This window comes from Cupriavidus sp. FW305-26 (genome assembly GCF_058787975.1).
Genome location: NZ_JBYTAH010000020.1, coordinates 46,725 through 59,625 on the forward strand (window position 1 = coordinate 46,725; position 12,901 = coordinate 59,625).

Below are 12,901 nucleotides of genomic sequence, written 5' to 3' on the forward strand. Positions count from 1 at the left end.
GCGGGCGGCAGCCCCCGGTTACTGCTTTCTTCACCTGATGCAGAAGGGCGGGACAGTCCCGAGGGACCGTCCCGCAGGCGCGTTCAGACGCGCTCGAAGATACCTGCGGCGCCCATGCCCGTGCCAACGCACATGGTCACCATGCCGTACTTCAGGTTGTGACGGCGCAGCGCGTGCACCACCGTGGCCGAACGGATTGCACCGGTGGCACCGAGCGGGTGGCCCAGCGCAATCGCGCCGCCCATGCGGTTGACCTTGGCCGGATCCAGTTGCAGATCGCGCATCACCGCCAGCGACTGCGCGGCAAAGGCCTCGTTCAGTTCGATCCAGTCGAGCTGGTCCTGGGTCAGGCCCGCGGCCTTCAGCGCCGCCGGAATCGCTTCCTTGGGGCCGATGCCCATGATCTCGGGCGGCACGCCGCGCACCGCGAACGAGACGAAGCGCGCCAGCGGCACCAGGTTGAACTGCTTGAGGATCTTTTCCGAGACCAGGATCAGCGCGCCGGCGCCGTCGGAGGTCTGCGAGCTGTTGCCGGCGGTGACGCTGCCCTTGTTGGCAAACACCGGGCGCAGCTTGCCCAGGCCTTCCAGCGAGGTCTCCGGGCGCGGGCCTTCGTCCAGCGAGATCGTGCGCGACTTCACGTTCACCTGGCCGCTGGCGAGGTCGGGGAAGCGCTCGACGATCTCGATCGGCGTGATCTCGTCCTTGAACTCGCCGGCCTGCTGCGCCGCGATGGCCTTCTGGTGCGAAGCCAGCGAGAACGCATCCTGGTCCTCGCGGCTGACCTGCCATTGCTGCGCCACCTTCTCGGCGGTCAGGCCCATGCCGTAGGCGATGCCCACGTTCTCGTCGCGGGTGAAGATCTCCGGCGACATCGACGGCGAGTTGCCCATCATCGGCACCATGCTCATCGATTCCACGCCGGCGGCGATCATCACGTCGGACTCGCCCACGCGGATGCGGTCGGCAGCCATCGCCACCGCGCTCACGCCCGAGGCGCAGAAGCGGTTGACGGTGATGCCGCCCACGGTATTGGGCAGGCCCGACAGCAGCGCACCGATGCGCGCCACGTTCAGGCCCTGCTGCGCCTCAGGAATCGCGCAGCCGACGATGGCGTCTTCGATCAGCTTCGGGTCCAGGTCCGGCACCTGCGCCACGGCAGCCTTCAGGATGGTTGCCAGCAGGTCGTCCGGGCGCGTGTTCTTGAACGCGCCCTTCGGGGCCTTGCCGATCGGCGAGCGGGTGGCCGCAACGATATATGCGTCTTGCAGTTGTTTCATGATGTCGGTTCCTCGCTTGCCCTGTTAGTTACGCACCGGCTTGCCGGTCTGCAGCATGCCCATGATGCGCTCCTGCGTCTTGCCGGTGCCGAGCAGGTCGACAAAGGCCTTGCGCTCCAGCGCCAGCAGCCAGTCCTCGCTCACCAGCGAGCCGGCCTCGACGTCGCCGCCGCACACCGCCTCGGCGATGCGGCTGGCGATCAGGAAGTCGTGCGTCGAGATAAAGCCGCCGTCGCGCATATTGACCAGCGATGCCTTGATGGTGGCAATGCCCGAGCGGCCGGCCACCGGGACCAGCGTCGGCAGCGGCGCGCGGTAGCCGGCGCTGGCCAGCGCGCGCACTTCGTTCTGCGCCACGTAGAGCAGCTCATGCACGTTGAAGACGATCTTGTCGGACGGCTGCAGGTAGCCCATCTGGCGCGCTTCCAGCGCCGAGGCCGAGACCTTGGCCATGGCCGCGCTCTGGAAGCGGCTGGTCAGGAACTGCAGGATGTTGGTGCTGCCCGCGGCCTGCGCCGCGCGCGCGGCCGCCAGCGCGGCTTCCTTCAGGCCGCCGCCGGCCGGCACCAGGCCCACGCCCACTTCGACCAGGCCGATATACGTCTCCAGCGCGGCCACGCGCGAAGCCGAATGCAGCATCAGCTCGCAGCCGCCGCCCAGCGCAATGCCGGACGCCGCGGACACCACCGGCACCGAGGCGTACTTCACGCGCATCATGCCGTCCTGGAACTTCTTCACGAACGGTTCGATGCCCTTGGCGCCGCCCATCATGAAGGCGGGCATGGCCGCTTCCAGGTTGGCGCCGGCGGAGAACGGGCCACCCGGTGCGCCCAGCTGCAGCGAAGTCGGCTGCCACACCACCAGCCCCTTGTAGCCGGTTTCGGCCAGGTCGATGGCGCGGGTCAGGCCGTCGATCACGTCCGGCCCGATGGTGTTCATCTTGCTCTTGAACGAAACCACCAGCACGTCGTCCTGGCCTTCGCTCACCCAGATGCGCACGGCGTCGTTCTCTTCGACGGTGCGGCCGGCCTTGCGCGGATCGGCCGCGGCAGTGCCCTTGATCGCGGCACGGAATGCCTGGCGCTGGTACACCGGCAGCTTGCTGCGCGCGACGAAGGACTGCGTCGCCGGCGACCACGAACCGGCAGCGGCGTGCACGCCCTGGTTCTCTGCCACCGGGCCCTGGAATACCCATGCCGGCAGCGGCGCGGCCGACAGCGCCTTGCCGGCTTCCACGTCTTCCTTGACCCACTCGGCCACCTGCTTCCAGCCGGCCGACTGCCAGTCTTCGAACGGACCCGAGTTCCAGCCGAAGCCCCAGCGGATCGCCAGGTCGATGTCGGCGGCGGAGCCTGCGATCTGCTCCAGGTAGACGGCGATGTAGTGGAACACGTCGCGGAACACCGCCCACAGGAACTGCGCCTGCGGGTTGGTCGACTCGCGCAGCAGCTTGATGCGCTCGGCCGCATCCTTCTTCAGCATGCGCACCACGATCTCGTCGGCCTTCTTGCCGGCATCGACGTACTGGCCGGTCTTGGCGTCGAGCACCTTGATGGCCTTGCCTTCCTTCTTGTAGAAGCCGGCACCGGTCTTCTGGCCCAGCGCGCCCGCGTCGACCAGGCCCTTGAGTACGGCCGGGGTCTTGTACACCGGCGCGAACGGGTCGTCGTGCAGGGTGTCCTGCATGGTCTTGATCACGTGCGCCATGGTGTCCAGGCCGACCACGTCCGCGGTGCGGAAGGTGGCGGACTTGGCGCGGCCCAGCTTGGAGCCGGTCAGGTCATCGACCACGTCGAACGGGATGCCGAACTTCTCGGCTTCGGCAAACACGGCCAGGATCGAGAAGATGCCGACGCGGTTGGCGATGAAGTTGGGCGTGTCCTTGGCGCGCACCACGCCCTTGCCGAGCGTGGTGGTCAGGAATGCTTCAAGCTGGTCGAGGATCTGCGGCTGCGTGGTCGCGGTCGGGATCAGTTCCACCAGGTGCATGTAGCGCGGCGGGTTGAAGAAGTGCACGCCGCAGAAGCGCGACTTCAGGTCCGCATCAAACCCGTCGGACAGCGCTGTGATCGACAGGCCCGAGGTGTTGGTCGCGAAGATCGCGTGCGAGGCCAGGTGCGGCGCGACCTTCTTGTACAGGTCGTGCTTCCAGTCCATGCGCTCGGCGATCGCCTCGATCACCAGGTCGCATTCCTTGAGCAGCGCGATGTCGTCCTCGTAGTTGGCCGCCTGGATCAGGCCGGCCTCTTCCTTAATGCCCAGCGGCGCGGGCGAGAGCTTCTTCAGGTTCTCGATGGCGCGCAGCGCGATGCCGTTCTTGGGGCCTTCCTTGGCGGGAAGGTCGAACAGCACCACCGGCACGCGCGCATTGATCAGGTGGGCGGCGATCTGCGCCCCCATGACGCCGGCACCCAGCACGGCGACCTTCTTGACGATGAAATTGGACATGCTCGCTCCTGGATTAGTGAGCGTTAGACAGATGCGAAGCCGTCGTTCCCGGCCGGGAACGACGGGTAGAGTCGACTCAGAACAGGTCTGCGTCCAGCGCCATCAGCGTGGCCGAACCGGCGCGCGCCTTGCGGATCTCGGCGGCGGTTTCCGGCAGCAGCCTGGCAAAGTAGAAGCGTGCCGTGGCCAGCTTGGCGGTGTAGAACTTGTCGCCGCTCGCTTCCTTCTCCAGCGCGATCTTGGCCATGCGGGCCCAGAAGTATGAGAACACCAGGTGGCCCACCACGCGCAGGTACGGCACCGCGGCAGCGCCAACCTCGTCGGCATTGCCCATCGCCTTCATGCCGATTTCCATGGTCAGCTTCTGCACCTTGTCGCCAATGTCGGCGAGCGGGTTGATGAACTCCTGCATGGCTTCGTTGGTGCCTTCGGCTTCAACGAATTCCTGCACGATCTTGCCGAAGGCCTTCATCCTGGCGCCCATGTCGCCCAGGATCTTGCGGCCCAGCAGGTCCAGCGCCTGGATGGTGTTGGTGCCTTCGTAGATCATGTTGATGCGCGCATCGCGCACATACTGCTCCATGCCCCACTCGGCGATATAGCCGTGGCCGCCGAACACCTGCATGCCCTCATTGGTGGACGTGAAGGCGTTGTCGGTCAGGAAGGCCTTGATCACCGGCGTGAGCAGCGCGACCAGGTCGCCGGCCTGCTTGCGCACGGCTTCGTCAGGGTGCGACAACTCGCGGTCGATCTGCAGCGCGGTCCAGTAGCTGAAGGCGCGGCCGCCTTCGGCGTAGGCCTTCTGCGTCAGCAGCATGCGGCGCACGTCCGGGTGCACGATGATCGGGTCGGCGGGCTTGTCCGGCGCCTTCGGGCCGGTCAGCGCGCGCATCTGCAGGCGGTCCTTGGCGTAGGCCAGCGAGTTCTGGTACGCCACTTCGGTCAGCCCCAGGCCCTGCGCGCCCACGCCCAGGCGCGCGGCGTTCATCATCACGAACATGGCGTTCAGGCCCTTGTTGGGCTCGCCCACCATCCAGCCGCGCGCGCCGTCCAGGTTCATCACGCAGGTGGCGTTGCCGTGGATGCCCATCTTGTGCTCGATCGAGCCGCACTTGATGCCGTTGCGCTCGCCCGGGTTGCCGTTGGCATCGGGGATGAACTTGGGCACCACGAACAGCGAGATGCCCTTGGTGCCGCCCGGCGCGTCCGGCAGGCGTGCCAGCACCAGGTGGATGATGTTCTCGGCCATGTCGTGCTCGCCGGCCGAGATGAAGATCTTGGTGCCCGAGATCAGGTAGGAACCGTCGGCCTGCGGCTCTGCCTTGGAACGCAGGATGCCGAGGTCGGTGCCGCAGTGCGGCTCGGTCAGGCACATGGTGCCGGTCCACACGCCGGAGACCAGCTTGGGCAGGTAGGTCTGCTGCAGTTCTGGCGTGCCGTGCGCGTGCAGCGCCTCGTACGCGCCGTGCGACAGGCCCGGGTACATGGTCCAGGCTTGGCCGGCCGAGTTCAGCATCTCGTAGACCACATTGTTGATCACGATCGGCAGGCCCTGGCCGCCGAACTCGGGATCGCACGCCAGCGCCGGCCAGCCGGCCTCGACATACTGCTGGTAGGCTTCCTTGAAGCCGGTGGGAGCCTTGACCACGCCGTCGCCGACGTAGGTGCAGCCTTCGCGGTCGCCCACCTGGTTGAGCGGGAACACCACGTCCGAGCAGAACTTGCCGGCTTCTTCGATGACCTGGTTGATGGTGTCCGCGTCGATGTCCGCGTGCGGCGGCATCGCCTTGAGTTCGGCTTCGGCGCCGAGCAGTTCATGGAGCACGAACTGCATGTCGCGCAACGGTGCGGTGTACTGGCCCATCTGAGACTCCTTGGAGTTGTGCGATGCCGCCACGCCGCCCGTCCCGCTTGCGCGATACGGTCCGACCGGGGCGACCTCAGGTACGGTAAGACTGAATCAGCTTGTTGAGCGCGACCATGGCAAGCTCGGCACTGTCAGGCAGGCGCAGGAAACGGGCGTCATGATGCAAGCCTAGTTCAAGGCTGTACATCTCGAACAGCATCAGGCGCGGATCGCAGTCCGCGCGCAGGTGCCCTTCCTCCCGCGCCTGGTTGATGGCGCGCGTGAGCGCTGCCCGCCAGATGGTGACGCTCTTGACCAGCTCGTCACGCACCAGGCTGCCGGCACGGTCGTCGTACTCCACGGCGCCGCTGATGTAGATGCATCCAGTCGTCACTTCCTGGATGCGCTTCTCCATCCAGCGCCGCACCATCGACCATAGCCGGGGCAGGCCGCGCGGCTCCTGCAGCGAGGGATAGAACACCTCCTGCTCGAACCGGCGGTGATACTCCCGCACCACCTCCACCTGCAGGTCTTCGCGCGAACCGAAATGCGCGAAGACACCGCTCTTGCTCATCTGCATGCGTTCCGCGAGCAGCCCGATGGTCAGACCTTCGAGCCCGTCGCGGGACGACAATTCCAGTGCGGCATCCAGAATCGCCACGCGCGTCATTTCACCCTTGCGCATTGGCGCGGGGGAGGCGGCGGCGGATTCGAGACGGGCTGACTGGTGTCGCATGTTTTTTCTCCGTTCTGCGGGGCCCTGCTGCGGCCCCGCGTATGACCCTGACGTTGCATTATTTGCTTGCGGCCGAACCGGCGGATTTGCCGGTGCATACCGTGAATGCACGCAGTCTAAGCCAAAAAAGAACGGTCGTTCAGATTATTCTGGCGCAGCAGCCGACCATCAAGCTTTTAATTAGACCGCTGTTTCTAAACGGACTGCAATGCAGCATGTCCGTCATGTCGGTCATGGCTTGCGCCGCGACCGGTTGCAGCGAACGCCCTGCCGCATGGCAGCAAACGCACACCGCGTTCGCGGCTGTCGTTCAGTAGCGCCCCGCGACACCGGCAATGACGACACCCAGGCGCAGCAGCATATAGGCCGCCCAGTTGGCCAGCCGGTGCAGCGGCGAGCGGCGCGCATGCACCTCGGGCATCACGCGCACGCTGCGGTGCGCAATGGCGTATTCCAGCGCGGTGCGCAGTTCAGCGGCGAAGGCCGCATCATAAACGGCGACGTTGGCTTCGCGCGCGAGCAGCAGGCTGAACGGGTCCATATTGCTCGACCCGACCGTGGCCCAGGTCTCGTCGACCACACCCACCTTGGCGTGCAGGAAGCTCTCGGCATACTCGTAGATCTCGACGCCGGCCTCCAGCAGCGAGGCATACAGCGCATGGGTGGCGTAGTGCTGCAGCCGGTATTCGACCCGCCCCTGCAGCAGCAGCCGCACGCGCACGCCGCGCGCGCGGCAGGCCAGCAGCGCGCGCCGCATCTTGTGGCCAGGCAGGAAGTAGGCGTTGGCAAGGATCACGTCGTGGCGCGCGGCGCCCAGCGCGCGCAGGTATTCGCGCTCGATGGTGCGGCGGTTGCGCAGGTTATCGCGCAGCAGCAGCGCGGCGCGTACGCCGCCCGCGGCTTCCGGGCGCGGCGGCAGGTCGGTGACCAGCGGGTAGTCGGCCACCGCGGCGGCGCGTTCGGTGCCGTGCATATCGCGCAGCGACAAGCGCCACCAGAGCCGCTCGGCGGACAGCGCGATGCCGTCCACCAGCGGGCCGCCGACCTGCACCGCGAAGTCATAGCGCGGCCCCAGGTTGGCGCCTTCGAACGGGCCGTGGTTGTGGTCGTCGATGATATTGATGCCGCCGACAAAAGCCACGCGCCGGTCGATCACCGCCAGCTTGCGGTGCAGCCGGCGCAGGTGGCGCCGCGCCAGCCGGAAGCCGCGCAGCATGCGGAATACGCGCAGTTGCACGCCGCCGGCGCGCAGCCGCGCGGCCAGCTCGGCGGGCATGTCGCCGGCGCCGAATCCGTCCACGGTCACGCGCACGGTCACGCCGCGCGCGGCGGCGCGGATCAGCGCGTCGCTGACCGCGCGGCCGACCTCGTCATTGGCATAAATGTAGGTTTCCAGCATCACCTGGAACGCGGCCTGGTCGATGGCGGCGATCAGCGCGGGGAAGAAGTCCTGGCCGCCGTGCAGCAGCCGCACCGCATTGCCGGTGGTGGGCTTGCCGCGGCGCCAGGTCCAGCGCAGCATGTGGCGGCGCGGCGCGTGGTCGCCGGCCGCTGCGGGGTCGTGCGCGCGGGTGTCGGCATGAGCGGAGTGGGAGATCCGTGACATGCCGTGATTATCGGACAGATTGCCGGGCGCAAGGCGCCGCGCGCACATTGGCAGGCGCATCTCTGCTATCGTCGAGACTGATGCTTGCCCGCGCAGCCAGCGACGGGCAAGCGACGACTGACGCCCCCACGGAACCCATTGTGAAGGTATTCGGCATTACCGGATCGTCCGGCAGCGGCAAGACCACGCTGCTGGACCAGCTCATCCCCTGTTTCGTCGCCGCCGGCCTGCGCGTGGCCGGCGTCAAGCATACCCATCACGGCTTTGACCCCGACACGCCCGGCAAGGACTCCTGGCGCATGCGCGAGGCCGGCTGCGCCAATGTCGTGCTGGTCGGCGCGCGCCACCTGACGCTGATGCGCCACTACCCGGAAGCGGTGCCCTCGCCCGAACTGGACGATGCGCTCGCCGTGCTGCCGGCCGACACCGAACTGGTGCTGGTGGAGGGCTACAAGCGCAGTGATTTTCCCAAGCTGGAGGTATATCGCCCGGCACTGGGGCGCACGCCGCTGTGGGACGAGGTGCCGGGCGTGGTGGCGGTGGCAAGCGACGACCCTGCCGCAGTGGCCGCCATGACCGCGCTGCCGGTGCTGGACCTGAACGACCCGCAGGCGGTGTTCGCCTTCATCCGCGACTATCCGGACAGCGCGCGCTGAATTCAGGCGGCCTTGCCGGCGGGCTCCGCGGGCATGGCCAGCTCGCCCCGCGGATGCCCCAGTTCCGCCACCAGCGGCACGTGATCCGAGCGCTGCGCCCAGTCGCGGCCGGTCAGCGCATGCGCGCGCTCGATCTCGTAGCCGCGCACATAGATGCGGTCGAGCTGCCACCACGGCATATGGCTGGGGAAGGTATGCAGCCGCGCACCGCGCGCGTGCGAGGCCTCGACCGCGCCCAGCGTATTGCAGATCTGCGCATCGAGCCGGTGGTTCCAGTCGTTGAAGTCGCCGGCGATCACCAGCGGCATGCCCGCGGGCACCACGGTGCGCACACGCTCCACCAGGGCCTCGGCCTGGCGCACGCGGCTGCGCGCGAACAGGCCGAAATGCACGCAGATCAGGTGGGTTTCAACCCCGTGCACATCCGCCACCGCATGCAGCAGCCCGCGCTGCTCGAAGCGGTGGTCGGAAATATCCAGGTTTTCGGACATCAGGATCGGGTGGCGCGACAGGATCGCGTTGCCGTGATGGCCGTAGTCATAGACCGCGTTGCGGCCGTAGACCGAGTGCGGATAGGCGTCAGTGGCCAGGTAGTTGAGCTGCGTATGCTCCGGATCGAACAGCGCCGCAGCCACCAGCCGGTCGTTGCGGTCCTGCACTTCCTGCAGGAAGACGATGTCCGCATCCATCGCATGCAGGCCGGCGCGCACGTTCTGGATGCGCGGGCGCCGCGAGATGCCGGTCACTCCCTTGTGGATGTTGTAGGTGACCACGCGCAGCTTCATGGCTGCGCTCCGTATACCGCCTGCCGCTCGCCAGCGCCAGCCCCGGCCGCGCGCCAGGCGAGCTGGCGGATGGCCTCGGCATTGCTGCTGGAAAAGCATTGCTGCGCCGCCTGCTCCCACGGCAGCCACTGGTATTGCAGGTGTTCGCGTGGCGCCAGCGTCACCGGCAGCGCCTCCTGCACGCGCAGCCCGAACCAGTGCTCGGTATTGCGCGTGACGCCTTCGGCGTAGCGGTGGCGCCACTGCGGGTAGATCTCGTACTGGATGGTGTGGGCCCAGTCGGTCAGCTGGTGCTCGCCGGCGATGATGCCGGTTTCCTCGGCCACTTCACGCGCGGCGGTCAGGGCCAGGGGTTCGTCCAGGGTGTCGAGGCTGCCGGTCACGGACTGCCAGAACCCCGGGCGATCGGCGCGTTCCAGCAGCAAGACTTGAAGATCTGGCGTGTAAATCACCACCAGCACGGATTCCGGGATCTTGTAGGACATGGGTCTGGGCGAAAGGACAAACCCAAGGATAGCGCAGCCGTGCCACGTTGCCACGCGAAAGCGTGGCGGCGCACGCCCGGGTCGACCCTCGGCGGCCTTCAGGCGGCGCTGCGCGCGCCATAGGTGGCACGGGGTGCCAGGTACGGCTCGTCGGCGGCAGTGCGCTGCCAGGTGTCGAACACCTGGGGCGAATCGCCGTGGCCCCAGGCCGCACGCAGCTGGTCCATCAGCGGCGCCAGCGCCTGGCGGTAGCGCTTGGACGCGCCATGCGCGTGCGTGGCCAGCGCGTCGGCGCGGTGCCGGACCTCGCCCTGCAGCCGCGTGCGCTCCAGCGCGATTTCCTTCTCGCGCTGTCCCAGCGAGTTGTACTTCTGGATCAGGAAGCGCTGGTAATCGCCGCCATCCATGCCCTGCGCCGCCTGCGCGTTGACCTGCTCGAAACGCAGCACGATGCTGCCGGTTTCCTGCTCGATATGGGCAACCTCGGCGTCCAGGGCCTGCAGCGCCTCCTGCACGCGCTGGGCGTCGCGGCGCAGTGCCTGCACCTGCGCGGCCTCGTCCTCGAACACGCGCTGCGCATCCAGGTAGGCCTGCACCACCGGCTGCGGCGCCACCACCAGCAGCGGGTCGGCGCCGTCGGCGCGCTGGCCGGCCAGCAAGGCGTCGTCGGCCAGGCGCAGGTTGCCGAGCTCGTCCAGCCAGCGCCCGCGCGTCATGACCACGCCGACGGTATCCAGCGCCAGCCGGCGCAGCGCTTCGGCGCGCTGCATTTCCACCGGCTCGCCCGCCGCGGCGGGCGCGGCCGACTGCACCGCATGGGCGATGTCGGGCACGCAGGCGGCCACCGTGGTGGCCACCGATTCAGACATGGCCTGCGCCGAGCGGCGCACGGCGCGGCGCAGCTCGAAGCGCGCCAGCAGCATCATCACCAGTCCGGCCACCAGCCAGGTCAGGATGGTTTGGTCATGGGCCAGCAGGAACTGGCGGATCAGGTCGATATCCAGGGTCACGAATTTCCTCCCGAGTGCCGGGAGCCTTCATTGCGAGGCCGCTCGGCAAATTACGTGTCAAAGAGAGCAGACCCCGCCGCGGCGCCCTTCGTTCCGACCGGTAACAAATCGAAACCAATGCGCCGCGCGCCTCACAGCGCAGGCGGCCAGACGTTGCGCATAAAGCAAAAAAGCCGCGCAATCGCGCGGCTTCCTTGCGGACTTCAGGCAACTCAGGCCGTCGGCTTGGGCTCCGTGGCGCGCAGGCGGATGTGCAGTTCGCGCAGTTGCTTCTCGTCGACCGAGCTCGGGGCCTGGGTCAGCAGGTCCTGGGCGCGCTGGGTCTTCGGGAAGGCGATCACGTCGCGGATCGAGTCGGCGCCGGCCATCATCGTGACGATGCGGTCCAGGCCAAAGGCCAGGCCGCCGTGCGGAGGCGCGCCGTACTGCAGCGCGTCCAGCAGGTAGCCGAACTTGGCGCGGGCTTCATCGTCATTGATGTTGAGCGCGCGGAACACCTTGCTCTGGATGTCCGAACGGAAGATCCGCACCGAGCCGCCGCCCATTTCCCAGCCGTTCAGCACCATGTCGTAGGCCTTGGCCAGGCACTTGCCCGGGTCGGTCTCCAGGTATTCCAGGTGCTCGTCCTTGGGGCTGGTGAACGGGTGGTGCATGGCCACCCAGCGCGCGTCTTCCTCGTCGTACTCGAACATCGGGAAGTCGACCACCCACAGCGGCTTCCAGGTGTCTTCGAACAGGCCGTTGGCCTTGCCGAAGTCAGAGTGGCCGATCTTCAGGCGCAGCGCGCCGATCGAGTCGTTGACCACCTTGGCCTTGTCGGCGCCGAAGAAGATGATGTCGCCGTCCTGGGCGCCGGTGCGCTTGAGGATCTCGGCAATGGCGGCGTCGTGCAGGTTCTTGACGATCGGCGATTGCAGGCCGTCGCGGCCCTTGGCCACTTCGTTGACCTTGATCCAGGCCAGTCCCTTGGCGCCGTAGATGCCGACGAACTGGGTGTAGGCGTCGATCTCGCCGCGCGAGATCGCACCGCCGCCCGGCACGCGCAGGCCGACCACGCGGCCGTTGTCGCTGTTGGCGGGGCTCGAGAACACCTTGAAGTCGACGTCCTTCATCACCTCGGTCAGCTCGGTGAATTCCAGCTTGACGCGCAGGTCAGGCTTGTCCGAGCCGAAGCGGGCCATGGCCTCGCGGAACTCCATCACCGGGAACCTGGCGTCCAGGTCGACGTCGATGGCGTTCTTGAACACCGTGCGCATCATGTCCTCGAACAGGTCGCGGATCTCCTGCTCGGTCAGGAACGAGGTCTCGCAGTCGATCTGCGTGAATTCCGGCTGGCGGTCGGCGCGCAGGTCTTCGTCGCGGAAGCACTTGGTGATCTGGTAGTAGCGGTCGAAGCCGGAGACCATCAGCATCTGCTTGAAGATCTGCGGCGACTGCGGCAGCGCGAAGAAATGGCCCGGGTTGACCCGCGACGGCACCAGGTAGTCGCGCGCGCCTTCGGGCGTGCTCTTGCCCAGCATCGGGGTCTCGATGTCGATAAAGCCCTGCGCATCGAGGAACTTGCGCACTTCCATCGCCACCTTGTAGCGCAGGCGCAGGTTGTACTGCATCTGCGGGCGGCGCAGGTCCAGCACGCGGTGCGTCAGGCGCGTGGTTTCCGACAGGTTGTCGTCGTCGAGCTGGAACGGGGGCGTGACCGACGGGTTCAGCACGGTCAGTTCATGGCACAGCACCTCGATCTTGCCCGAGGTCAGGTTGGCGTTCTCGGTGCCGGCCGGGCGCGGACGGACCTTGCCGGTGACGCGGATGCAGAACTCATTGCGGATCTCTTCGGCGGCCTTGAACATCTCGGGGCGGTCCGGGTCGCACACCACCTGCACCAGGCCTTCGCGGTCGCGCAGGTCGATGAAGATCACGCCGCCATGGTCGCGGCGGCGCTGGACCCAGCCGGTCAGGGCCACTTCCTGGCCCGAGAATTGTTCGGTCACCAGACCGCAGTAGTGAGTACGCATGGAGGACATAAGGAGATTCCCGGTAAAACGCGGCCGC

General features: G+C 67.2%; 11 protein-coding genes. 2 read left to right on the forward strand and 9 right to left on the reverse strand.

From position 1 onward, the window contains the following. Window positions 1-83 precede the first annotated feature (83 nt). The 4 genes from AC3WQZ_RS13665 to AC3WQZ_RS13680 form a co-directional block, all read right to left on the reverse strand. Window positions 84-1,283 carry an acetyl-CoA C-acyltransferase gene (locus AC3WQZ_RS13665; RefSeq protein WP_037025321.1) on the reverse strand — a complete coding sequence of 400 codons (1,200 nt, stop codon included), beginning with the start codon at window positions 1,281-1,283 and terminating at the stop codon, window positions 84-86. 21 nt (window positions 1,284-1,304) lie between these two features. Next, the gene (locus AC3WQZ_RS13670; RefSeq protein WP_492300734.1) at window positions 1,305-3,728 is read right to left on the reverse strand and encodes a 3-hydroxyacyl-CoA dehydrogenase/enoyl-CoA hydratase family protein; all 2,424 of its coding nucleotides are present in this window, start codon (window positions 3,726-3,728) and stop codon (window positions 1,305-1,307) included. A 76-nt stretch (window positions 3,729-3,804) separates the two neighbouring features. After that, window positions 3,805-5,592, reverse strand: a complete 1,788-nt coding sequence (locus tag AC3WQZ_RS13675) for an acyl-CoA dehydrogenase C-terminal domain-containing protein (protein ID WP_010813929.1) — start codon at window positions 5,590-5,592, stop codon at window positions 3,805-3,807. 76 nt (window positions 5,593-5,668) lie between these two features. Further along, window positions 5,669-6,259 (reverse strand): TetR/AcrR family transcriptional regulator, encoded by a 591-nt coding sequence (locus AC3WQZ_RS13680; RefSeq protein ID WP_026201385.1) that lies wholly within the window; start codon window positions 6,257-6,259, stop codon window positions 5,669-5,671. A 92-nt stretch (window positions 6,260-6,351) separates the two neighbouring features. Here AC3WQZ_RS13680 and AC3WQZ_RS13685 point away from each other — a divergent pair, with 92 nt between their 5' ends. Beyond that, on the forward strand, window positions 6,352-6,627 hold the full coding sequence (locus AC3WQZ_RS13685) for a hypothetical protein (RefSeq protein WP_144062269.1): 276 nt from the start codon (window positions 6,352-6,354) through the stop codon (window positions 6,625-6,627). On the opposite strand, the gene clsB is transcribed toward AC3WQZ_RS13685, so the two are convergent. Next, on the reverse strand, window positions 6,621-7,964 hold the full coding sequence (clsB, locus tag AC3WQZ_RS13690) for a cardiolipin synthase ClsB (RefSeq protein WP_037025323.1): 1,344 nt from the start codon (window positions 7,962-7,964) through the stop codon (window positions 6,621-6,623). The genes AC3WQZ_RS13685 and clsB overlap by 7 nt on opposite strands. A gap of 92 nt (window positions 7,965-8,056) precedes the next feature. On the opposite strand from clsB, the gene mobB reads away from it, so the two are divergent. Next, a complete protein-coding gene (mobB, locus tag AC3WQZ_RS13695) occupies window positions 8,057-8,572 on the forward strand; it encodes a molybdopterin-guanine dinucleotide biosynthesis protein B (protein WP_010813932.1) in 516 nt (171 codons plus the stop codon). 2 nt (window positions 8,573-8,574) lie between these two features. Here the strand turns inward: mobB and AC3WQZ_RS13700 are convergent, their stop codons facing one another. From AC3WQZ_RS13700 to aspS, 4 genes are all read right to left on the reverse strand, one after another. Then, complete coding sequence (locus tag AC3WQZ_RS13700) at window positions 8,575-9,357, reverse strand: endonuclease/exonuclease/phosphatase family protein (RefSeq protein ID WP_011614527.1); 783 nt, start codon at window positions 9,355-9,357, stop codon at window positions 8,575-8,577. Continuing rightward, window positions 9,354-9,842: a dihydroneopterin triphosphate diphosphatase gene (gene nudB, locus AC3WQZ_RS13705; RefSeq protein WP_058697892.1), complete on the reverse strand. Its 489-nt coding sequence runs from the start codon at window positions 9,840-9,842 to the stop codon at window positions 9,354-9,356. The genes AC3WQZ_RS13700 and nudB overlap by 4 nt, the downstream gene beginning before the upstream one ends. A 98-nt stretch (window positions 9,843-9,940) precedes the next feature. Further along, window positions 9,941-10,852, reverse strand: coding sequence for a hypothetical protein (locus tag AC3WQZ_RS13710; RefSeq protein ID WP_439671249.1), 912 nt, complete (start codon window positions 10,850-10,852; stop codon window positions 9,941-9,943). Window positions 10,853-11,064: 212 nt separating this feature from the next. Further along, window positions 11,065-12,873, reverse strand: coding sequence for an aspartate--tRNA ligase (aspS, locus tag AC3WQZ_RS13715; protein ID WP_011614526.1), 1,809 nt, complete (start codon window positions 12,871-12,873; stop codon window positions 11,065-11,067). Window positions 12,874-12,901 lie beyond the last annotated feature (28 nt).

What these genes read in the sequence shown, in the direction of transcription:
- AC3WQZ_RS13670 (WP_492300734.1), bottom strand. Translation starts at nt 3,728, where the DNA reads ATGTCCAATTTCATCGTCAAGAAGGTCGCCGTGCTGGGTGCCGGCGTC.
- AC3WQZ_RS13675 (WP_010813929.1), bottom strand. Translation starts at nt 5,592, where the DNA reads ATGGGCCAGTACACCGCACCGTTGCGCGACATGCAGTTCGTGCTCCAT.
- AC3WQZ_RS13680 (WP_026201385.1), bottom strand. Translation starts at nt 6,259, where the DNA reads ATGCGCAAGGGTGAAATGACGCGCGTGGCGATTCTGGATGCCGCACTG.
- AC3WQZ_RS13685 (WP_144062269.1), top strand. Translation starts at nt 6,352, where the DNA reads ATGACCCTGACGTTGCATTATTTGCTTGCGGCCGAACCGGCGGATTTG.
- clsB (WP_037025323.1), bottom strand. Translation starts at nt 7,964, where the DNA reads ATGTGCGCGCGGCGCCTTGCGCCCGGCAATCTGTCCGATAATCACGGC.
- AC3WQZ_RS13700 (WP_011614527.1), bottom strand. Translation starts at nt 9,357, where the DNA reads ATGAAGCTGCGCGTGGTCACCTACAACATCCACAAGGGAGTGACCGGC.
- nudB (WP_058697892.1), bottom strand. Translation starts at nt 9,842, where the DNA reads ATGTCCTACAAGATCCCGGAATCCGTGCTGGTGGTGATTTACACGCCA.
- aspS (WP_011614526.1), bottom strand. Translation starts at nt 12,873, where the DNA reads ATGTCCTCCATGCGTACTCACTACTGCGGTCTGGTGACCGAACAATTC.